The organism is Actinokineospora cianjurensis (assembly GCF_003663795.1).
Lineage (GTDB): Bacteria > Actinomycetota > Actinomycetes > Mycobacteriales > Pseudonocardiaceae > Actinokineospora > Actinokineospora terrae.
Window position 1 is genome coordinate 2,256,926 of the sequence record NZ_RCDD01000001.1, and the last position, 20,088, is coordinate 2,277,013.

Genomic DNA, 20,088 nt, shown 5'->3' on the forward strand with positions numbered 1-20,088 from the left:
CGAACCGGGCCGCGCGCGCCCCTGTCGACCGGGGCGAATCTCCCCGAGCCCCGCCGTTGTGCTGGGTGCCACGGCGTTCGTAGGCTCGACGGTGCACAACGGGGAGACGGGAGCACTGGTCACGTGCTGTATTGGCTGATGAAGCGGGTGGTGATCGGCCCCATCCTGCACCTGTTCTTCCGGCCCAGAGTGGAGGGGCTCGAACACGTGCCCGCGACCGGGGGCGCGCTGCTGGCCAGCAACCACCTGGCAGTGTCCGACTCGTTCTTCCTGCCGCTGGTGGTGCCGCGCCGGATGACGTTCCCGGCGAAGCTGGAGTACTTCACCGCGCCCGGGCTCAAGGGCCGGTTCAAGAAGTGGTTCCTCACCGGCATCGGCCAGATCCCGATCGACCGCTCCGGCGGCAACGCCGCGCAGGCCGCGCTGGACACCGTGATCCGGCTGCTGCGCGAGGGCCACCTGGTGGGGATCTACCCCGAGGGCACCCGGTCGCCGGACGGGCGGCTGTACAAGGGCAAGACCGGGGTCGCCAGGATCGCGCTGGAGGCCAAGGTGCCCGTGCTGCCGGTCATCATGATCGGCACCGACAAGGCCAACCCGATCGGGTCGAAGGTGTGGAAGCCCTACCCGATCCGGATCCGCATCGGCCCGCCGCTGGACTTCAGCCGGTACGAGGGCCTGCAGGGCGACCGGTTCGTCGAGCGGTCCATCACCGACGAGATCATGTACGCCCTGATGGAGCTGTCGGATCAGGAGTACGTCGACATGTACGCCGCCAAGGCCAAGGAACAGCAGGCGGTGGCCCTCCCGGAGCAGGCGCGCGACCGCGACCGGATGCGCGAGGCGAGCTAGCCGGACCGACCGCGAAAGGTGAGCTTTCCTCTTCCTGTTTGGGCTCATCGGGTGAAAGGTGCCGCCGAGGGGGAACGCTGCGGCCCCGGCGGCGAAACACCCCGGTCAACCAGCGAATCCAGGTGGGGTGCGGTGTCGACCGAAGACGCGGTGGAGTCGGGGCGGCTGGCCAGGTTCGCCGGGCTGGTCGGGGTGGTCCGGCAGACCGACCGGCTCATCGGGGTGGGTACCCGCGCGCACACGACCCCGGCCAGGCGCAGGGGCCGGTCCCGGCTCGCCGAGCTGACCAGGGCGGCGGTGTCGCTGGACTGGGTCGGTCCCGCGGTGCAGGTCGCCGGTGAGCTGGTCACCTCGACCACGCCGCCGGTCGACTGGGACCGCGGCGCGGTCACCTCGGCCGTGCACACCCACATCGCCGCCGTGGACCGCCCCGGGCCCGACAGCGCGCTGGCCGGTTCGGCGTCGCGCGCCAGGGACCTGGTGGCCGAGCACACCGACGGCGGACGGCGGCCCGCGCTGCTGATCGCGCCGTTCCACCCCGAGGACACCAACCCCGGCTCGACCGGGATCGCCGTGGCGCTGCGCCGCGCGTGGACGGCCAGCCCGTGGCACGACGACCTGGCGCTGGTGCCCCGACTGGTCCAACGCCCGCTGCGCGACTTCGACACCGACGTGTGGACCATCCGCGGCACGCTGGCCGGACTCCCCGTCGTGCTGCTCTACGGCCGCCTCGTCGGCGACCGGCTGGTGCCCGCGCTGGCCGCGTGGAACCTGCTCCCGCAGTCGCCGAACACGGTCCTGGAGACCACGTTCCCCGCCTTCGACCTCCCCAGCGGCGTCGACTGGGCAGGCCGCCTGCGCCTGGGCGACCACCTCGGCCGGATGTTCGCCCTCACCGTGGGCAACCTGGGCGACTGGTTCCACCTGCTCACCCACGACCGCGTCCCGCACCTGCACCGCCTGGTCCCACCCGACCACGTCCCGGAACGCCGCATCCTCGCCACCAGCGCCGCCGACGCCCACGACGTCCTGATCACCCGCACCCGCCTCGGCGAACACCGCACCCACGTCCGCCAAGCCCGACTCCTCGCCGAGGGCGGCCTCCCGGACATCGCGGGCTCAGCCGCTCAGGCCGTCCTCACCGAGATCACCCGCAGCGCCGACCTCTCGGTCACCGAACGCGTCGTCCTGCTGCGCGAACTCGTCGGCGTCTTCGGCCTCATCGGCGCCGACGACCACCTCCTCACCACCGAACGCCTCCTCCACACCGCCAGCATCACCCGCGTCTGAACCGTCTGGTCGTGTCCTCGGGCTCCGCCATCGTGCACACCGCAGGCGTCACCCGCGGCTGAAGTCCTTTCAGCGCAAGGAGTCCAGTTCGGCGGTCCACAGCCGGTCGCCCACGACGGCGTGCAGGGTCGGGCCGATGGCCACGGCGGCGGTGGGTTTGCCGGTGGGGCCGGTGATGGTGTGGACAGTCCACGTGGTGGTGTGGTGGAGGGCTTTGAGGGTGTCGCCTTCGCTGACCAGTTGGAGGACGCCGGTGGGGGTCGGGACCGGGGCGGGGAGGACGTCCTTGTCGGTCACCGGGTAGTTCGGGGTGTCGGGGAGGAGGGTCCACGCGTCGCCGGTGAGGTGCCAGAGGGCGAGAGAGCCGTTGAGGCGGCCCGCGGCGTAGCAGTCGGACTGGTCGCAGTGGACGGACATGGCGGCGCCGGGGGACGGGGCGGGCAGCGGGGTCTTGGTCCAGCCGGTGACGCCGGTGGTGGAGTGCCAGGTGACGGGCTCTTCGCGGCCGTTGGCGAACTGCCAGCCGACGACCATGATCCCGGCGCCGAAGCGGGTCGCGGCGATGGGGAACGGCAACGCGTCGCGGCTGGCCTCCAGCGCGGTCCCGGCGGAGGGCTGCCTGATCCAGTCGTCGCCGACGGGCAGCCAGGTGGCGATGTCGAAGCCGCCGGTGGGGTTCTCCCAGTTGCCGACGATCGCGGGCGTGCTCGGGGTGACGACCACGCCGACCAGGTCGCCCGCCCCGTACCCGCCGAAGGTGCTGAACGCCTGGCGCTTCTCGACCACGCCGCTCGCGGTGCCGTCCCACGCGCTCCAGCGGACGTTGCCGTGCGCGCCGCCGCGTTCGCCGCCGACCGCGTACAGCCGGGTGCCGTCGGTGTCCACCTGGGTCCAGCGGGCGAGGTTGCCGTACGGGGTGGCAGGCGTGGCGGGGACCTCGGTGACGGCCCCGCCCGGGTCGCGGCGCAGCAGGGCGGGCACGACCGGTTGCCCGTCGCGTCGGACGCCGACCAGCAGCGACTCGCCGACCGGCGTGAGCGTCACCGGGGCGCCAGCCAGGTCGATCTTGGTGAAGGCGACCGGGGTCGGCCCCTGTGGACCGGCGCAGCCCGCCGCGACCAGTGTGGCGACCAGCACGGCCGCCAGTGCCCGTGTGCGCATGTCGATCAGTATCCACCGGGGGCCGGTGACCTAGGCTTGGTCGGTGCGTTACTTCTACGACACCGAGTTCATCGAGGACGGGCTGACCATCGACCTGGTGTCGATCGGTGTCGTCGACGAGGACGGCCGGGAGTTCTACGCGGTCTCGACCGAGTTCGACCCGGCCAAGGCCGGGCCGTGGGTGCGGGCCAACGTCCTGGACAAGCTGCCCCCGCCCGCCGACAAGTCCTGGTGCGACAAGACCGAGATGCGCCGCAGGCTGCTCGAGTTCCTCACCCCGCCGCGGGCGAAGGACAAGATCGAGCTGTGGGCCTGGTTCGGCGCCTACGACCACGTGGTGCTCGGCCAGCTGTGGGGCGCCATGCCCGCGCTGCCCCGGCTGATCCCCCGGTTCACCCGCGAGCTGCGGCAGCGGTGGGAGGACGTCGGCAAACCGCCGCTGCCCGCCCCGCCGGACGACGCGCACGACGCCCTCGCCGACGCCAGGTTCAACCTGGTCCGCTGGCGCGTGATCGACGACCTGTGGCAGCTGCGCAACGGTCGGTAACCGGCCCACCCTCCTTGCTATACCGATTCAGTTGCCGGCAGTCTGGACTCGGCAGCCGGTGATGACCATCACGGGCGCGAGCGTGGAAGGTCGGGTAGTCATGCGGGTCGGCGTACTCACCGGGGGTGGCGACTGCCCCGGGCTCAACGCGGTCATCCGGGCGGTCGCGCGCAAGGGGATCGAGACCCACGGCTGGGACGTCGTCGGGTTCCGCAACGGCTGGAAGGGCCCGCTCGAGGGTGACCTGAAGCCGATCGGGCTCGACGACGTCGAGGACATCCTCACCAGGGGCGGCACCATCCTGGGCTCCTCGCGCACCAACCCGTACAAGGTCGACGGCGGCGTGGACCGGATCAAGTCGGTCCTTGCCGAGCACGGCGTCGACGCCCTGATCGCCATCGGCGGCGAGGACACCCTCGGCGTCGCCAAGCGCCTCACCGACGACGGCGTCGGCGTGGTCGGCGTCCCCAAGACCATCGACAACGACCTCGGCGCCACCGACTACACCTTCGGCTTCGACACCGCGGTGCACATCGCCACCGAGTCGATCGACCGGCTGCGCACGACCGCCGAGTCCCACCACCGCGCCCTGGTCGTCGAGGTCATGGGCAGGCACGCTGGCTGGATCGCCCTGCACTCCGGCCTGGCCGGTGGCGCCAACGTGATCCTGGTGCCCGAGCGCGCGTTCAGCGTCGACAAGGTCATCGAGTGGGTCCAGCGCCGCTTCGAGCGCCAGTACGCCCCGATCATCGTCGTCGCCGAGGGCGCCCTGCCCGAGGGCGGCGACGAGGTCCTGCTGACCGGCGAGAAAGACGCCTTCGGCCACGTCCGCCTCGGCGGCGTCGGCACCTGGCTCGCCGAGGAAATCGCCGCCAAGACCGGCAAGGAATCCCGCGCCGTAGTCCTCGGCCACACCCAACGCGGCGGCACCCCCACCGCCTACGACCGAGTACTGGCCACCCGCTTCGGCCTCCACGCCGTAGACGCCGTAGCCGACGGCGACTTCGGCGTCATGGTCGCCCTCAAGGGCACCGACATCGTCCGGGTGAAGCTGTCCGAGGCCACCGCCGAACTCAAGACAGTGCCTCTGGAACGCTACGCCGAAGCCGAAGTCTTCTTCGGCTAGGCCGAGAAGAACGAGGAGGGCCAGGCCACGCGGTCTGGCCCTCTTTTGTAGAACCCCGAACACCACCCTCGGCCCTGCCACCTGTTGTTGCCCTCACACACCCCTCTCGGGCATTGGTCCGAACGCGTCCCTCTACAACGTTGGCCTCCACCCGGCCCTCACAATCGTTGGCCTCAACGCGCCCCTCTCAGACGTTGGTCCCACGCGCCCGCCACAGTCGTTGGCCCCAACACGCCCCTCTACAACGTTGGCCCCAGAACGCTCCTCGGATCCGCTGGTGCCAGGCAGGCTCGATGGGGCGGACTTGTTTTGTGTGGGGGAGGACTGCCCGTAGCGTCGTTCGCGGACAGGGCCATGCTCTTCGGCCCCTGCTTTGCGGTCCTGCCACGGGTAGTTCAGGGGCCCCGCACAAAACGAGTTCGCCGCATCGAGCAAAGCTCGAAACTCGCGCCAGGCCAATGCCGAAGGCGAGGCGTCGATCGTCGACGCCGCAGGCGAGCACGAGAGCCGCCACCCCTCAGCTCAAGATCAAACCGCCCACAGCAGCCCCCGATATACAGCTTACCGAGCAGCACCGACAGAACAGGCAGAGCGAGCCACAGACCTGTGGATAACTCGCCCCGCTCATCACCAGGCGAAGACGGAGACCTTGTCGCCCTTGCGGAGTTTGGTGCCCGCGGGGGGTCCCTGGGTGAAGACCCGGCCGTTGGGGTTGGAGAAGGGTTGGAGTTCCATGGTGAGGCCCAGTTGTTGGAGCATGGCCTGGGCTTCGGCGATGGGGCGTTGGTTGAGGTCGGGGACGGTCACCGCGGAGGAGGTGATCACCGAGACGCGTGTGGACGCGCCTGCCTCGATCTTGGTGCCGGTGCCGGGGTCGGTGCGGATCACCCGGCCGCCGTCGACGTCGCCGGAGAAGTCCTGGGGGCCGTCGAAGGGTTCGAAGCCCGCGGCGGTGAGGGCTTGGAACGCCTCGTCGCGGGTTTTGCCGCGGACGTCGGGGATGGGGCGGGGGGCGGGGCCCTTGCTCAGGACGATGATGACGCGTTCGTTGAGCTGGACCCTGGTGCCCGACGGCGGTTCCAGGCGCAGGACGCGGCCGGTGGGGACCTGTTCGTCGTAGGCGTTCTTGGCGTCGTCGACGGCGGCCTGGAGTTCTTCCTTGGCCACGGCGCGCTCGGCCTCGTCGCGGGTGGCGCCGGGGCGGACGTCCGGGACGACCGGTTTGCCGGAGGACACCAGGAGCTTGATCTCGTCGCCGCGCAGCGCCTCGACACCGGCGACCGGGTCGGTGCTGATCACCAGCCCCGCCTCGATGTCGTTGTCGCGCACGGTCGTCACGCTGGGGCTCAGGTCGGCCGAGCGCACCAACTGCTGCGCGGTCTCGGCGTCGCGGCCCGCCAGCGTGGGCACCTCGGTGTAGCGGCCGCTGGAGAACCACCAGATACCGGTGCCGAGCAGCCCCAGCACCAGCACCCCGATGACGCTCAGCAGCACCAACCGCCGGGTCGGGTTGGGCGGTGGCGGCGGCGGGACCTGCTGGGGCACCCCCTGCGCGGGGAAGCCGTACGGGGCCGACGGCGGACTGCCCGCCTGCGCCGCCGAGTCGATCACCTTCTCCAGGTCCGACCGCAGCATCGCGCGCGTCCCCTGCGGCCCGGCCGCGGAGAACCCGGGCATCGGGCGGACGACGGTCGCCGACGGCGGGGGAACCTGCTGCGGCGGGGGACCCGGCTGCGGCGGCGCCTGGACCGTGTTCTCGCCGGTGATCGCCGCGAACGGGACCTTGATCGTCTCCTCCGGGTCGAGCGCGGCGATGTCCTCGACCGCCGCGTGCGTCGGCCCGGTCGGGGCGGGCGGCGGGGCCGAGAGCGCGCCGGACACCCGCACGGTCTCGTCGACGTTCGCGACCCGCGGGATCGGCACCCGCATCCTCGGCAGCGACAGCGCGGCGCGGACCTGCTGCAGCTCGGCCAGGAACGCGGCGCCGTCGGCCGGGCGCGCCCCCGGGTCGCGGCGGGTCGCGCGGACCACCAGCTCGTCGAGCATCGGCGGGATGCCCGGCACCGCCGCGCTCGGCGGCGGGACGTCGTCGTTGACGTGCCGGTAGGCGACCGACAGGGCGTTGTCGCCGTGGTAGGGCGGGGAGCCGGTCAGCGCCTCGTAGAGCACGATGCCCGCCGAGTACACGTCGCCGCGCGCGGTCGCCGCCCCGGTGGTCACCTGCTCCGGCGAGAGGTACGCGACGGTGCCCAGGATGACGCTGCTCTTGGTGGTGCCGACGCTGGAGATCGCGCGGACCAGGCCGAAGTCGGCGACCTTGACGATGCCGCCGGTGCCGATCAGCACGTTCTCCGGCTTGACGTCGCGGTGGATCAGCCCGGCCCGGTGCGCGGCCGCCAGCGCGGACAGCACCGGCTCCATGATCGCCACGACCAGCGGGACCGGCAGCGTGGTGCGCTCGGTGAGCAGGTCGCGCAGGGTGCCGCCGCTGACCAGCTCCATCACCAGGTACACGTGGTCGCCGTCGAGGCCCTGGTCGTGCACCGCCACCACGTTCGGGTGGTGGATGCGGGCCGCCGACCTGGCCTCGCGCTCGAACCGCTCGACGAAGGACTTGTCGTCGGCGAACCGGGAGTCCATCACCTTGATCGCGACCGGGCGGTCCAGCCGGGTGTCGACCCCGCGGTAGACCGCCGACATCCCGCCCCGCGCCACCGGCGCGTCGACCCGGTAGCGCTGCTCCAGCAGCGCCCCGACGAGACTCGGCCCCTTGTCCTCCACAAGGGTGGATCGTACGGAGCCGCGCGCCCGCGTGTACCGACCCCCGCACATCCGCCTGGCCGGGGCGGCGGGTGGTGATCGAGCACCGCGCGGGCCGACCGGATGGTCGACTGCCCACATCCGGTCGATGTGGCATCGTTGGTGCGTGAGTTCAATCCCCGCGGCCGCCGACGTGCTCGACCCCGACGTCCCGGTGCTGCCGCTGCCCGATGTCGCCATCCGCCTCGACCAGCCGATCACCCGCGTGCACCAGGCGCTGCGCGACCACCACCTCATCGCCGTGCGCCGCCGCGGCGTGCTGATGGTGCCCGCCGAGTTCATCACCGACGACGGCGACGTCGTCAAGGGCCTGCCCGGCACCATCACCGTGCTCAACGACTCCGGCTTCAGCCCGGACGAGGTGATCCGCTGGCTGTTCACCGCCGACGACACGCTGCCCGGCAGGCCCATCGACGCGCTGCGCGGCGACCGCGGCCGCGAGGTCAAGCGCCGCGCCCAGGCCCTGGCCTACTGAGTTCCCCTGAGCCTGGCCAGCACGCACCTGGCCACGCCGGGCACCACCACCGACGCCTTGCGCCCGGCGGGCACCACCGCCCGCCGGGTCAGCACGTCGTACCCGGCGGCCGCGATCTCGTCCAGGATCGCCCGGTACAGCCGCGCCGCGGTCGCCACGCAGGGCCGTGACACCGGGTCCAAGAGCGCGATCCCCGGCTCGGCAGCCCGATACCCGGCGTGCGCCATCGCGGCGAAATGCGCCACTGCGCGCCGGGTAGTCCTATCCGGCCCGTTCACCCGAGCCCACGCCAGCCGCTCACGGTCCACTCCGAACGCGGCCAAGTGGTCCGCGGGCAGGTAAACCCGGCCACGGTCGAGGTCCTCGCCCACGTCCCGCAGGAAGTTGGTCAGCTGGAACGCCTCGCCCAGCGCGGCAGCGTAAGGGGCGGCCTCCGGTGACACGGTGCCCAATACTGGCAACAACATCAGCCCGATCACCCCGGCAGATCCGTGCGTGTACTCGGCCAGTTCGTCCAGGTTGGCGTAGTCGGTGACCGTCAGGTCCATCCGCATCGAGTTCAGGAAGACGCCGAACAGATCCCGGTCGATGTTCCAGCGCCGCACGGTGTCGGCGAGTGCGAGCAGCACCGGATGCCCGGTAGCGCCACCGTCGAAGGCATCTTTGAGCGCGCTCTCCAACGCCAAGAGCTCACCGGCAGGATCAGCTCCCGGGTTGTCCACGATCTCGTCGGCCACCCGCGCGAACCCATAGAGCGCGTGCACCGCGGGGCGGCGCGAGGGCGGCAACAGCCGGGTCGCCAGGTAGTACGTACGGCCGTGGTGGGCGTTGATCGCACGGCTGCCCGCGTAGGCCGAGTCCAGCGTCGTCAGCGCGCGCACCCGGCCCATTGGCCCTCCGGGCACGTCCCGCCCGCGGTGCGGTACGCGTCGACCAGCTGCTTGAGCAGGCCATACGCCGAGCCCGCGTCCCCGGTCGCGGTCACCAGGTCCACCCGGCACACCGACCTGGTCTCGCCCATGCACACCGCGAGCTGCCGGTCGGCCCGGTCGGTCCAGTGCTTGCCGGTGACCCCGTACTTCCAGACCTTCTTGCCGCCGTAGCCGATGGAGAACACGAAGTGCGAGCCGTCGGTCTGCCGCGCCTTGGTGTCGGCGGGCGCCGCCTTCGCCAGCGCGGTGACCTTGGTCAGGTCCGGTGCCTCGGCCAGCACCACGGTCGACCACTCCACGCTGTACGGGTGGTTGCCCGGAACGGAGTTGGCCCTGGCGAAGAACTGCACCCACTCCTGGCTCGACAGCGTGCAGGTAGCGCTACCCGCCTGGCCCGGCGCTACCGGACCCGCGAGTGCCTCACACGCCCCTAGTGGCGAGCTGTCGCCTTGCCACTTCCCGCGTACCGACACCCGGACCGCGGCCTTGGTCCCGTTGGTGAAACTCACGACGATCGAGCAACTCGCCGCGCCGCAGCCCTCGAAGGTGTGGCCGCTCTCCTGCACGGTGTTCAGCACGTCGACCGGCGCGGTCAGCTGCCCGGCCACCGCGGCCACGTCCTGGTAGAACTTCGCCAGCTCACCGGTCGCGTCGACGACCGTGGTGGACAGCTTCTTCACCGTCGTCGGCGCCGACTGGCCCGCCGAGTCCAGCTCCACCTTGAGCACCCCGTGCGGCTGCGCCTCCGCCAGGTACACCGCGCCGCTGACCAGCGGGATCCGGAACACCTTGGCCCCGGCGAGGTCGGTGCGCCGCCGGTCGGTCAGCGGCTGCTCGTCGTCGCGCGCCTTGTCGGTGTCGACCACCAGGTACTGGCTCATCGACTCCGGGCTGAACACGTCGGCCAGTTCCACGCCGATCAGCACCCCGGGCACCTTCACCCAGCGGTCGGCCACCGCGGTGCCCTTGTTCTCCGCGTTGCCCACCCCCGACAGCGCCGCCCAGAAGTCGGCGGCCGCCTTGAGGTAGGTGCCGCGCTCGACCACGAGCACCGAGGCCACCTTGCCGTTGACCGTCAGCGAGCCCGCGATCTCCCCGCCGCTCGCGGCCGCGAGGTCGAACTCGACCGGGTCGTTGGACGCCGAGGTCAGCGTGCCCTTGTAGCGCAGCAGCCCGGCCTCGCCGAGGTCGTCGAGCGACTGCACCGCCGACGCGGCGCCACTGGGCGGGCCGATCTCCGCTGGCACCGGCGACCCCGCCACCGCCGTGCTGCACGCGGCGGCCGTCACCAGCACCGCGCCGACCCCCAGTGCCCGGGTGAGCACCCGTGCCACGCCCCGCCAAGCCGCCCCGCGCATGTCGCCGCTCCCCGTCCGCCACCCGCCCACCGCGCGCATTATCGCGACACCGGGTGGCCAGGAGCCAAAGATAGCCTCACAACCCGCTCACGGACCGCCGCCGGGCCGCGCCCACCCCGGTACCGCCCGTCACCCGCAGCGCGGCCAGCCGACCGGAGATCACCACCGGCGGGATGCCCACCCCGGGTGTCGTCCCGCAGCCCGCCAGCACGACGTTGTCCACCCCGGGCACCAGGTTGCGCGGCCGGAACGGGCCGGTCTGGCTGAACGTGTGCGACACCGAGAACGGCGTGCCAGCCGCCAACCCCGACGCCGCCCAGTCCGCGGGCGTGACCAGCCGCTGGACCTCGACGGCGTCGGTGAACCCGGTCAGCCCGCGCCGCTCCAGGACCCGCAGCAGTTCGTCGCGGTAGATCGGTCCGATCCGCGCCCAGTCGACCGGGCCGGTGCGCAGGTTCGGCGCGGGCGCGAGCACCGACACCTGCTGCCTGCCCGCCGGTGCCAGGGTCGGATCAGTCGCGGTGGGTCGGGTGACCAGCAGCGAGGGATCACCCATGAGAACCCCCCGCCGGGTGATCTCGTCGAAGGTGCGCTCCCACTGCCCGCCGAAGAAGATCGTGTGGTGCGCCAGCGCGTCCCAGGACCGGGCGACACCGGTGTGCAGGACGACCGCCGACGGTGAGTAGCGGATCGGGACCGGTCGGCGCGGGGTCACGCCGAGCAGCCGGTAGGCGACCGGCAGGTCCGCGGTGACGACCACCGCGTCGCAGGTGATCCGCTCGCCCGCCGTGGTCCGCACCGCCCGCACCCGCGACCCGACCCGCTCCAGCCAGGCCGCGCTCGTCGAGTACCGGAACCGCACCCCGGCCTTGCCCGCCGCGTCCGCCATCACCCCGGCCACGGAGCCGACACCGCCCGGCCTGGAACTGCTGCCACGCGGGAAGTACACGCCCGCGACGGTGTCCATGTAGGCGATCACGGCGTACGCGGCCAAAGCCCGGCTCGGGGCAACCCCCGCGTAGAGGGACTGGAAGGAGAACAGCCGCTGTAACCGTTCGTCCGACAGGTGCCGCGCCACCGCGGGACCCAACCTGCCGAACCCGCCCAGACAGGCCAACCGAGCCAGGTCGACGCCAAGAAGGTCGAGGGGGGAGTCGAAGTTCGCGCCGATGAACCGATCGCGCTGCACCCGGTACAGGTCGGTCAGCCACGCCCGCAGCCGCAGGTACCCCGCTGCCTCCCGTGGACCGGCGACCCGGCGCACCTCGTCGGCCATCGCGTCCGCGTCGGTGTGCACGTGGATGGTGCTGCCGTCGGTGAAGTGCGCGCGGTAGGCGGGGTCGAGCTTGACCAGGTCGAGGTCCAAAGACGCACCGACCGCCGCTAGAGCTTCCTCGACCAGCTCGGGCATGGTCAGCACAGTCGCGCCGGTGTCGACGCCGTACGGCCCCATCTCCTCCCGGCGCGCGCGTCCACCGGCAGTCGGCGCTGCCTCCAGGACAGTCACCTCACGGCCCGCGCCCGCCAGGTGCAGCGCTGCGGACAGCCCGGACAGACCGGCGCCGATGACCACGACGTGGTCGGTGGGGCCGGGCACCACCCGGGTGCCGCCCACCGCTAGCTGGCCCGCTTGGTCGCGCTTACCGCCAACCCGGCCAGGACGTCACCGGCGGGCTCGGCCAGGTCGACCCCACCGAGCGCGCGCATCGCCGACTCGGTCAGCTCCCCGATCCGCTGCTCCACCTCGGCCACCGCGCCCAGGTCGACCAACAGCTCCCTGGTGCGCTCCACAGTCGCGGAGTCCAGGTTGTCGTTACCGAGCGCAGACCGCATAAGAGCCGCGTCCGCAGCCCGCCCCGCCGCGTCTGCCTTACCGAGCCCGATCGACATCAACAGGGTCCGCTTGCCCTCACGCAGGTCGTCGCCCGCGGGCTTGCCGGTCACGTCGGTGTCGCCGTACATGCCCAGCAGGTCGTCGCGCAGCTGGAAGGCCAGCCCGATGTCGGCGCCGAACGCCCGCAACGCCGCGACCAGGTGCTCGTCGGCCCCGGCCAGCGCGGCCCCCATGTGCAGCGGCCGCTCCACGGTGTACGCGGCGGTCTTCATCCTGGCCACGCTCAGCGACGCCGCCGCCGACTCGTCGCCCTTGGCCTGGGTCAGCACGTCCAGGTACTGCCCGGCCAGCATCTCCGCGCGCATCGCCTGCCACGGCACCAGCGCCGCCGCGCGCCGGTCGGCGGGCAGCTCCGCGCTCACGTACATGTCGTCGGCCCACGCCAGCGCCAGGTCGCCGAGCAGGATCGCGGCCGCGGCGCCGAAGCGCTCCGGCGTGCCGAGCCACCCCCGCTCCCGGTGCCGGGCGGCGAACTCCACGTGCACCGTCGGCTTGCCCCTGCGCACCGCGGAGTCGTCCATCAGGTCGTCGTGCACCAGCGCGCACGCCTGGATCAGCTCCAGGGCGCTCACCGCGCGCAGCACCGCCTCCGCCTCCCGCCCCGACCCCGCGCCGCCCGCGCCGCGCCAGGCCCACCAGGCGAAGGTGGGTCGGATCCGCTTGCCACCGCCGAGCACGAACGCCGCCAGCGACTCGACCGCCGAACCGAACGACGGCGCCATCTCGGCCATCCCGGCGCGCCGCTGCTCGAGGTAGTCGGACAGGTGGCGCTCGACGTGCACCGCGAGCGCCCCGTCCATGGAGTTGTCGATCACCTGGGTCCGCCGCACCCGCCTATCGTGCGCCGGGCGGCCTGGCCAGGGGCAACCGGGGGTCGACGAGTGTGACCGGCACCCCGGGTTGTCCAGACCTCAGGAACGGGGTTCCAGCGGGCGGTACTTCGCTAGGCTTGCCCCATGACGACCGTGGTGCAGCGCATCCGCGTGGGCAGGCCGGTGTTCTCGGTGGAGTTCATGCCACCCCGCGACAGCGCCGACGAGCAACGCCTGTGGAACGCCATCCGCGAGCTCGAGGGCCTCGACCCCGCCTTCGTCTCCGTCACCTACGGCGCGGGCGGCTCCAGCCGCGACCGCACCATCCGCACCACCGGGCGCGTGGCCAGGGAGACCACCCTGGTGTCGATGGCCCACCTGACCGCCGTCGACCACTCCATCGCCGAACTGCGCAACGTCATCGGCTGGTACGCCGCGCTCGGCATCCGCAACATCCTGGCGCTGCGCGGCGACCCGCCCGGCGACCCCAACGGCGAGTGGTCCGCGCACCCGGACGGCCTGCACTACGCCGACGAGCTGGTCCGGCTGGTCCGCGAACTCGGCGACTTCTGCGTCGGCGTCGCCGCGTTCCCCTACGGCCACCCGCGCTCGGCCGACCTCGACGCCGACACCGAAAACCTGGTGCGCAAGCTGCAGGCGGGCGCCGACTTCGCCATCGCCCAGCTGTTCTTCGAGCCCGAGGACTTCCTGCGGCTGCGCGACCGGGTCGCCGCCCGCGGCTGCGACGCGGACTTGCTGCCCGGCATCATGCCGATCACCACCCGCAAGACGCTGGCCAAGACCATCGAGCTCTCCGGCGCCCCGGTGCCCGCGCGCATCTCGGCGCTGCTGGAACCGCACACCGACGCCAAGTCCTTCCGCGCCGCGGGCATCGACCTGGCCACCGAGGTCAGCGAGCGGCTGCTGGCGGAGGGCGTGTCGGGGCTGCACTTCTACACGTTCAACCGGTCCAAGGCGACCAAGGAGGTCGTCAACCGGCTCGGCCTGGTGCCCGCCAGGACCTGAGCCGGTGGCGGGTCCGGTGGGGGCTAGTAGCGGCGCACGGTCGGTGGGCCCGCGGCGCGCACCGACCGCTTGTGGGTGAAGAAGGCCAGCGCCAGCACCAGCAGCGCCACCCCGATGGCGGACGCGCCGACGATGGTGACCCACTTGGTCCAGGAGACGCCCGACTTGTCGGTGTACTGGACCGCGGCGTCGAACTCGGTCACCGCGCCCGGCTTGGGCTTCCAGTTGATCGTGCCGTTGTCGTTGATGCCGTTGGTCCTGGTGACCGTGCCGGGGAAGGTCACCGTCACCTGCACCTCGGCCCGGTCCGCAGGCAGCTCGGTCAGGTCGACCGACCCGGCCATCGTCACCAGGTCACCCGAACGGCGGAAGCTGAGCCGGTACTGCTTGCCCGCGGTGATCGACTCGGCCAGCACGGTCACCTCGGGGAACGACAGGCCCTGGAAGGTGACGGTCTGGCCCACGTAACCGTCCGCGGTGTAGCTCTGCGCGCGGACCTTGCCCTTGAGCTCGGGCGGGATGGTCAGCGCGGGGCCGATGTCGCCCTGCTTGACCGCGACGGAGGCCACCACCAGCTGGCCGGAGACCAGGTCGTCCTCGGACACCGCGAACGACGCCTGCACCCGCACGCACCCGGAGAGGGTGACCAGCGCCAGCAGGGTGAGCGGGATCAGGGCCGCCCACCTGCGCGAACGGGATCGGGGGTGTCGCGTGACCTGGTGCACGCGGCCATCCTGCCGTACCCGTCCACCGCGCCCACCGCCGACTGTTGGGTAACGTGGCTGACCATGGCGTCCTCCCCGCACGACGGCGTGCACCAGATCTGCGACCGCTACGTCGACGACATCGCCGCCGCCGACCCGATCCTGGCGACCCTGGTCGGTGTCGCCGGGCACGACCGCGACCTGCCCGACCTGTCCCCGGACGGCATCACCGCCCGCGCCGACCTGGCCAAGGCCGCGCTGGCCGCCATCGGCGGCGTCGAGCCAGCCGACGCGGGCGAGGCCAACGCCAAGGCCGTGTTCACCGAACGGGTCGGGCTGCAGGTCGAGCTGTTCGAGGCCGGTGAGCGGCTCGCCGACCTGAACGTGATCGCCTCGCCGCCGCAGGACGTGCGGCAGGTGTTCGACCTGATGCCCAACGACACCGCCGACGACTGGGCCGTCATCGCCGCCCGGCTCGGCCAGGTGCCGACCGCGCTCGCCGGCTACCAGCAGTCGCTGCGCGCCGCGGCCGCCAAGGGCGACGTCGCCGCGCTGCGCCAGGTCACCAAGGTCGCCGACCAGTGCCGCACCTGGTCCACCTCGTTCTTCACCGACCTCGTCTCCGGCGCCCAGGTCGAGGGCGCGTTGCGCTCAGACCTCGACGCGGCCGCCGCGGGCGCCTCCAGCGCCTACGCGGGTCTCGCCGACTTCCTCACCGACGAGCTCGCCGCGAAGGCGCCCACCGAGGACGCCGTGGGCGAGGACCGGTACCGCCTGTGGTCGCGCGAGTTCACCGGCGCCCGGCTCGACCTGCACGAGGCGTACGAGTGGGGCTGGGCCGAGTTCACCCGGCTGGAAGCGGAGATGAAGCAGGTCGCCGACCGGATCTCCGCCGGGGCGTCGATCGCCCAGGCCGCCGCCGTGCTCGACGCCGACCCGCGCTACCAGGTCCGGGGCCAGAAGGCGCTGGAGGAGTGGATGCAGCGGCTGTCGGACCAGGCGCTGGCCGACCTGCGCGGCGTGCACTTCGAGATCCCGGACCCGTTGATGCGCCTGGAGTGCCGCATCGCCCCGCCCGGCGGCAGCGTCGGCGCGTACTACACCGGCCCCACCGACGACTGGGTGCGCCCCGGCCGCATGTGGTGGTCCGTGCCTGCCGACCGCGAGGACTTCTCGACCTGGCGCGAGGTCACCACCGTCTACCACGAGGGCGTCCCCGGCCACCACCTGCAGATCGCCACGGCGGTCTACCAGGCGGCGGACCTCAACCGGTTCCAGCGCCTGCTGACCTGGGTCCCCGCGCACGGCGAGGGCTGGGCGCTCTACGCCGAGCGGCTGATGCGCGAGTTCGGCTACCTGTCCGACGACGGCGACCTGCTCGGCATGCTCGACGCGCACCTGTTCCGTGCGGCGCGGGTGATCGTCGACATCGGCATGCACCTCAAGCTGCGGATCCCGTCCGGGCACGGCTTCCACCCCGGCGAGCGGTGGACCCCCGAGCTGGGCCTGGAGTTCATGCTCACCCGCACCATCACCGACCCGACCCACGTGCACGACGAGATCGACCGCTACCTCGGCTGGCCGGGGCAAGCGCCCACCTACAAGCTGGGCGAGCGGTTGTGGCTACAGGCCCGCGACGAGGCCAAGGCCCGTAGGGGCGACGCGTTCGACCTCAAGGCGTTCCACCAGGACGCGTTGGTGATGGGTGCGATGGGGCTCGACACGCTGCGCGAGCGACTGGCCGCTATCTAGGCGAGCGGAAGGGTACGACCGAGGACGCCGAACGGGCGTGGATCCCCCGCGAACTGGTACTCGCGTAGTACGTCGACGAAGTCCAGCTTGCGGTAGAGGTTCCACGCCCGGGAAGGCCCCTCGGGCGTGGACAGCAGTACGTGCGCGTTACCCGTACCTGTCACCAGTTTCCGGATCAGCTCGCCGCCGATGCCCTGCCCCTGGCTGTCCGGGCGCACGTGCAGCTCGGTGAGCTCGAAGTAGTCCTCCATCCACCGCTCGGCGACCTCGATGCCGTGCCGCTCGGTGACCCCGCGCTTGACCTGCTCGTGCCACCACTGCCCGGGAGCGCCCTGGTAGCCGTAGGCGATACCCGCCATCCGGTCCTCGGCGTCGAACGCGGCCACACAGCGCCAACCGACCCGCAGCATGTGCGCCAGCCACATCGGGGCCCGCTGCTCGGCGGTGCCCTTGGGGTAGCGCATGGCGTTCACGTACAGCAGCAGCGCCTCGCGCAGACGACCCCGCAGGTCGTCGCCGGTCAGCTCGGCGAAGCGGGCGACGCGGGGTGAGGGAGCGGCGGTCACGAGGACGGATCATCCTCCTCGACGCCGACCCGCGCAGCCGTGCCCCCGGTGAGGGTCACCAGATCGGCGTAGGTCGTGGGGAACACCGACTTGGGGTGACCGGCCGCCGCCCAGACCACCGGGTACCGCTCCAGGTGGCTGTCCACCAGGGTGCGCAACGGCACCGGGTGCCCGATCGGGGCGACGCCGCCGATGGCCTGGCCGGTGTGCTCCCGGACGAACGCGGGGGTGGCCTTGCCGACCTCGGTGACGCCTACGAGCGCGGCGAGCCTCGTAGTGTCGGCGCGGTGATCACCCGAGGTCAGGACCAGTAGCGGCGCCCCGTCCGCGACGAACACGAGACTGTTGGCGATAGCGCCGACCGGTACGCCTATCGCCTCGGCGGCCGCGGCGGCGGTGCGCACGTCGTCGTCGAGGAAGCGGATCCCGGCCGCTGCCTCGGGCAGTCCGGCCGCGCGCAGGGCGTCGGCGATCGCGGTGACGCCGCGGTGCTCGGGTGTGCTCACCGCTCCATCACACCACCCGCCGCCCGGCCGCGCCCCACACCCCCGCCACGTCACACCGAAGTTCGCTTGAACCCGGTCCCACCACGGGTTACGCTGACTTTGTTCGAACATGAGTTCGAACGATGCCCGGTGGTGGGGCGGGGGAAGCGCCTCACCACCGGGCGCCGCCGGCTTCCCCTCGGCGGGTTCGTCGCTGTCGTTCGTGACGTCTCGATCGGGAGGAGGCCCTAGATGACCAGCACGCTGGACTTCCCCGTCACCCAGGCACCACCGGCCGCCGCGGTGACCCTGCTCGGCCAGGCCGAGCGCGGGTTCGCCGCGGTGTCGGAGCGGGCGACCCCCGCGCACCTGTTCACCGAGTCCTACCTGTGCGCCCTGCGCGCCGCCGCCGCGCTGCTCGCCGCCCGCGGCCGCCCGCACCGGGGGCGGGCCAAGCCGACCAGCGTGTGGACGCTGATGGCGTCGGTGGCCCCGGAGATGCGCGAGTGGGCGGCGTACTTCGCCTCCTGCTCGGCCACCCGCGCCGCGGTGCAGGCGGGCATCACCAGCCGGGTCGGCCCGCGCGCCGCCGAGGACCTGCACCGGCAGACCGCCGAGTTCCTCGCGCTGATCCACCGCGCCGTGCACGGCACCCGGCGGTGACCGGGCTGCTCGCCGCGGACCGACTGCTCGACGTGCTGGAGACCGAGACCACCCTGCTGGCGACCAGCGCCGCGGCAGCCGACCAGGACCGCCCGGTCCCCGGCTGCCCCGGCCTGACCGTCGGCGAGACCACCCGCCACCTCGGCAGCGTCTACCGCATGGCGCTGACCTGGATCCGCACCGGCACCCGCCCCACCCACTGGCAACGCCAACCCCTCGACGGCGAACCCGTCGAGCACTACCTGCTCGACGGCCTGCGCGCCCTGCTCGGCGAACTCGAGGCCAACGCCGCGTCCGCCCCGTGCCCCGGCTGGCACCCGACCGACCAGACGTACGGCTTCTGGCGCCGCCGGATGGCCCACGAGGCGACGGTGCACCGCGTGGACGTCCAAGCGGCCGCGGGCGGGGACATCACACCGGTCCCGGAGGACGTGGCGGTCGACGGCGTGGACGAGGTGCTGACCCTGTGGTTCACCCACCGCCTGGCCGTCCTCGGCGTCTCCGGCACCCGCGCCACCACGGTCGCCGTCCGCACCGCGGGCCACACCTGGCTGGCCGAGGTCACCACAGACCGCACCACGGCCGCGCTGTCACCGCACCCGACCCCCGCCGCCGCAACGGTTACCGGCCCGCCCCAGGCCCTGTACCTGTGGCTCTGGGGCCGCACCGCCGTCTTCACCCCGGCCGTGGACCGCGAAGGAGACCTCGACGCCCTGACCCAACTCTGGGCCCTGCTCCGCCTGGCCACCCGCTGACGGTTCCACAAAGGACTCAAGGTCCTCCCCGGGCTCCCGACCGACCGGTGGAGCCCCCGAACGGGTAGCGGCGGCTGTGGTGGGGAAAGGCGGGAAACGACCCCGGTGCGCCGACAGGACTACGGTGTCGGACATGTCCACCCGGCTGGCGAGTCTCGTGATCGATGCGACCGACCCGGCGGCCGCCGCGCAGTTCTGGTACATCATGCTCGGCGGCACCGCCACCCCTGGCCGCGGCGGCTGCCACCGGCTGGTGGCGCCCGACCTGGGCGGGTGCGGGTTGGACCTGGCCTTCGTTCCCGCCAGGTGGGACAAGACGGCCAAGAACCGGATCCACCTCGACCTGGCGACGGAGAGCCCGCACGAGTACCAGGTGCTGACCTCGCTGGCCGCCGACGTGGGGGCGGTCGAGGTCAACGTGGGGCAGGGGCCGGGGGTGCCGTGGACGGTGTTCCGCGACCCGGCGGGCAACGAGTTCTGCATCCTCGAACCCGGGGACCTCTACCACCACACCGGGCCGCTCGCCGCGCTCGTCGTCGACGCGGTCGACCCCACCAGGCTGGCCACCTTCTGGTCGGCGGCGACCGGCTGGCCGCTGGTGCACACCGAGGAGAACTCCGCGGCGCTGCGGGCCAGCGAGCGGGCCGGGCCGTGGATCGAGTTCCTCCGCGTCCCCGACCAGCGCCGCGGCCCCAACCGCATCCGGCTGACGCTGGCGACCGACGACGAGTCCGACGCCTCGGACCTGCTGACCCGGGGCGCCACCGAGCACGGCGGCGCCTTCCACGACCCCGAGGGCAACGAGTTCCGGCTCGTGCCCAGCCGGGTGCCGACCTGATCCGACGCCGCGTGCAGCGGATCGCGCCCCCC

General features: G+C 72.4%; 19 protein-coding genes. 10 read left to right on the top strand and 9 right to left on the bottom strand.

The features are described 5' to 3' along the window. The first annotated feature begins 123 nt into the window (after positions 1-123). Together CLV68_RS10330 and CLV68_RS10335 are read left to right on the top strand one after the other, a co-directional pair. A complete protein-coding gene (locus tag CLV68_RS10330; protein ID WP_121390140.1) occupies positions 124-852 on the top strand; it encodes a lysophospholipid acyltransferase family protein in 729 nt (242 codons plus the stop codon). A gap of 132 nt (positions 853-984) precedes the next feature. Next, positions 985-2,142: a hypothetical protein gene (locus tag CLV68_RS10335; RefSeq protein WP_121390141.1), complete on the top strand. Its 1,158-nt coding sequence runs from the start codon at positions 985-987 to the stop codon at positions 2,140-2,142. A gap of 69 nt (positions 2,143-2,211) precedes the next feature. On the opposite strand, the gene CLV68_RS10340 is transcribed toward CLV68_RS10335, so the two are convergent. Beyond that, complete coding sequence (locus CLV68_RS10340; protein ID WP_121390142.1) at positions 2,212-3,303, bottom strand: hypothetical protein; 1,092 nt, start codon at positions 3,301-3,303, stop codon at positions 2,212-2,214. 43 nt (positions 3,304-3,346) lie between these two features. On the opposite strand from CLV68_RS10340, the gene CLV68_RS10345 reads away from it, so the two are divergent. Next, entirely contained in the window at positions 3,347-3,850 is a 504-nt protein-coding gene (locus CLV68_RS10345) for a polyadenylate-specific 3'-exoribonuclease AS (RefSeq protein ID WP_121390143.1), read from the top strand. Between the two features lie 100 nt (positions 3,851-3,950). After that, positions 3,951-4,976 carry a 6-phosphofructokinase gene (locus tag CLV68_RS10350; protein WP_121390144.1) on the top strand — a complete coding sequence of 342 codons (1,026 nt, stop codon included), beginning with the start codon at positions 3,951-3,953 and terminating at the stop codon, positions 4,974-4,976. Positions 4,977-5,603: 627 nt separating this feature from the next. On the opposite strand, the gene CLV68_RS10355 is transcribed toward CLV68_RS10350, so the two are convergent. Beyond that, positions 5,604-7,757: a Stk1 family PASTA domain-containing Ser/Thr kinase gene (locus tag CLV68_RS10355; RefSeq protein ID WP_121390145.1), complete on the bottom strand. Its 2,154-nt coding sequence runs from the start codon at positions 7,755-7,757 to the stop codon at positions 5,604-5,606. 145 nt (positions 7,758-7,902) lie between these two features. Here CLV68_RS10355 and CLV68_RS10360 point away from each other — a divergent pair, with 145 nt between their 5' ends. Beyond that, positions 7,903-8,271, top strand: a complete 369-nt coding sequence (locus tag CLV68_RS10360; RefSeq protein ID WP_211346458.1) for an Rv2175c family DNA-binding protein — start codon at positions 7,903-7,905, stop codon at positions 8,269-8,271. Here the strand turns inward: CLV68_RS10360 and CLV68_RS10365 are convergent. The 4 genes from CLV68_RS10365 to CLV68_RS10380 form a co-directional block, all read right to left on the bottom strand. After that, positions 8,265-9,161, bottom strand: coding sequence for a phytoene/squalene synthase family protein (locus CLV68_RS10365; protein ID WP_121390147.1), 897 nt, complete (start codon positions 9,159-9,161; stop codon positions 8,265-8,267). The genes CLV68_RS10360 and CLV68_RS10365 overlap by 7 nt on opposite strands. Then, positions 9,140-10,561, bottom strand: a complete 1,422-nt coding sequence (locus CLV68_RS10370) for a hypothetical protein (protein WP_147459933.1) — start codon at positions 10,559-10,561, stop codon at positions 9,140-9,142. The genes CLV68_RS10365 and CLV68_RS10370 overlap by 22 nt, the downstream gene beginning before the upstream one ends. A 76-nt stretch (positions 10,562-10,637) precedes the next feature. After that, positions 10,638-12,176 carry a phytoene desaturase family protein gene (gene crtI, locus CLV68_RS10375; protein WP_121390149.1) on the bottom strand — a complete coding sequence of 513 codons (1,539 nt, stop codon included), beginning with the start codon at positions 12,174-12,176 and terminating at the stop codon, positions 10,638-10,640. A 2-nt stretch (positions 12,177-12,178) separates the two neighbouring features. After that, on the bottom strand, positions 12,179-13,255 hold the full coding sequence (locus CLV68_RS10380; protein ID WP_121391096.1) for a polyprenyl synthetase family protein: 1,077 nt from the start codon (positions 13,253-13,255) through the stop codon (positions 12,179-12,181). A gap of 156 nt (positions 13,256-13,411) precedes the next feature. On the opposite strand from CLV68_RS10380, the gene metF reads away from it, so the two are divergent. After that, on the top strand, positions 13,412-14,293 hold the full coding sequence (gene metF / locus CLV68_RS10385; protein ID WP_121390150.1) for a methylenetetrahydrofolate reductase [NAD(P)H]: 882 nt from the start codon (positions 13,412-13,414) through the stop codon (positions 14,291-14,293). 23 nt (positions 14,294-14,316) lie between these two features. Here metF and CLV68_RS10390 read toward each other — a convergent pair whose 3' ends face one another. Continuing rightward, the gene (locus CLV68_RS10390; protein WP_121390151.1) at positions 14,317-15,018 is read right to left on the bottom strand and encodes an LppM family (lipo)protein; all 702 of its coding nucleotides are present in this window, start codon (positions 15,016-15,018) and stop codon (positions 14,317-14,319) included. 63 nt (positions 15,019-15,081) lie between these two features. On the opposite strand from CLV68_RS10390, the gene CLV68_RS10395 reads away from it, so the two are divergent. After that, positions 15,082-16,749 carry a DUF885 domain-containing protein gene (locus CLV68_RS10395; protein WP_121391097.1) on the top strand — a complete coding sequence of 556 codons (1,668 nt, stop codon included), beginning with the start codon at positions 15,082-15,084 and terminating at the stop codon, positions 16,747-16,749. Here CLV68_RS10395 and CLV68_RS10400 read toward each other — a convergent pair. After that, positions 16,746-17,315: a GNAT family N-acetyltransferase gene (locus CLV68_RS10400; protein WP_121390152.1), complete on the bottom strand. Its 570-nt coding sequence runs from the start codon at positions 17,313-17,315 to the stop codon at positions 16,746-16,748. The genes CLV68_RS10395 and CLV68_RS10400 overlap by 4 nt on opposite strands. Continuing rightward, a complete protein-coding gene (locus CLV68_RS10405; RefSeq protein WP_121390153.1) occupies positions 17,312-17,821 on the bottom strand; it encodes a YbaK/EbsC family protein in 510 nt (169 codons plus the stop codon). The genes CLV68_RS10400 and CLV68_RS10405 overlap by 4 nt, the downstream gene beginning before the upstream one ends. A gap of 231 nt (positions 17,822-18,052) precedes the next feature. Here CLV68_RS10405 and CLV68_RS10410 point away from each other — a divergent pair, with 231 nt between their 5' ends. From CLV68_RS10410 to CLV68_RS10420, 3 genes are all read left to right on the top strand, one after another. Further along, the gene (locus tag CLV68_RS10410) at positions 18,053-18,463 is read left to right on the top strand and encodes an SAV_6107 family HEPN domain-containing protein (RefSeq protein WP_092775510.1); all 411 of its coding nucleotides are present in this window, start codon (positions 18,053-18,055) and stop codon (positions 18,461-18,463) included. Continuing rightward, positions 18,460-19,218: a maleylpyruvate isomerase family mycothiol-dependent enzyme gene (locus CLV68_RS10415; RefSeq protein ID WP_121390154.1), complete on the top strand. Its 759-nt coding sequence runs from the start codon at positions 18,460-18,462 to the stop codon at positions 19,216-19,218. Before CLV68_RS10410 ends, CLV68_RS10415 begins: the two co-directional genes overlap by 4 nt. Before the next feature lie 133 nt (positions 19,219-19,351). After that, the gene (locus CLV68_RS10420; RefSeq protein WP_121390155.1) at positions 19,352-20,056 is read left to right on the top strand and encodes a VOC family protein; all 705 of its coding nucleotides are present in this window, start codon (positions 19,352-19,354) and stop codon (positions 20,054-20,056) included. Positions 20,057-20,088 lie beyond the last annotated feature (32 nt).

Bases quoted from the DNA above. Each gene is read 5' to 3' on its own strand.
- CLV68_RS10340 (WP_121390142.1), bottom strand. From the start codon at position 3,303: ATGCGCACACGGGCACTGGCGGCCGTGCTGGTCGCCACACTGGTCGCG.
- CLV68_RS10350 (WP_121390144.1), top strand. From the start codon at position 3,951: ATGCGGGTCGGCGTACTCACCGGGGGTGGCGACTGCCCCGGGCTCAAC.
- CLV68_RS10365 (WP_121390147.1), bottom strand. From the start codon at position 9,161: ATGGGCCGGGTGCGCGCGCTGACGACGCTGGACTCGGCCTACGCGGGC.
- CLV68_RS10370 (WP_147459933.1), bottom strand. From the start codon at position 10,561: ATGCGCGGGGCGGCTTGGCGGGGCGTGGCACGGGTGCTCACCCGGGCA.
- CLV68_RS10380 (WP_121391096.1), bottom strand. From the start codon at position 13,255: ATGGACGGGGCGCTCGCGGTGCACGTCGAGCGCCACCTGTCCGACTAC.
- metF (WP_121390150.1), top strand. From the start codon at position 13,412: ATGACGACCGTGGTGCAGCGCATCCGCGTGGGCAGGCCGGTGTTCTCG.
- CLV68_RS10395 (WP_121391097.1), top strand. From the start codon at position 15,082: ATGGCGTCCTCCCCGCACGACGGCGTGCACCAGATCTGCGACCGCTAC.
- CLV68_RS10410 (WP_092775510.1), top strand. From the start codon at position 18,053: ATGACCAGCACGCTGGACTTCCCCGTCACCCAGGCACCACCGGCCGCC.
- CLV68_RS10420 (WP_121390155.1), top strand. From the start codon at position 19,352: ATGTCCACCCGGCTGGCGAGTCTCGTGATCGATGCGACCGACCCGGCG.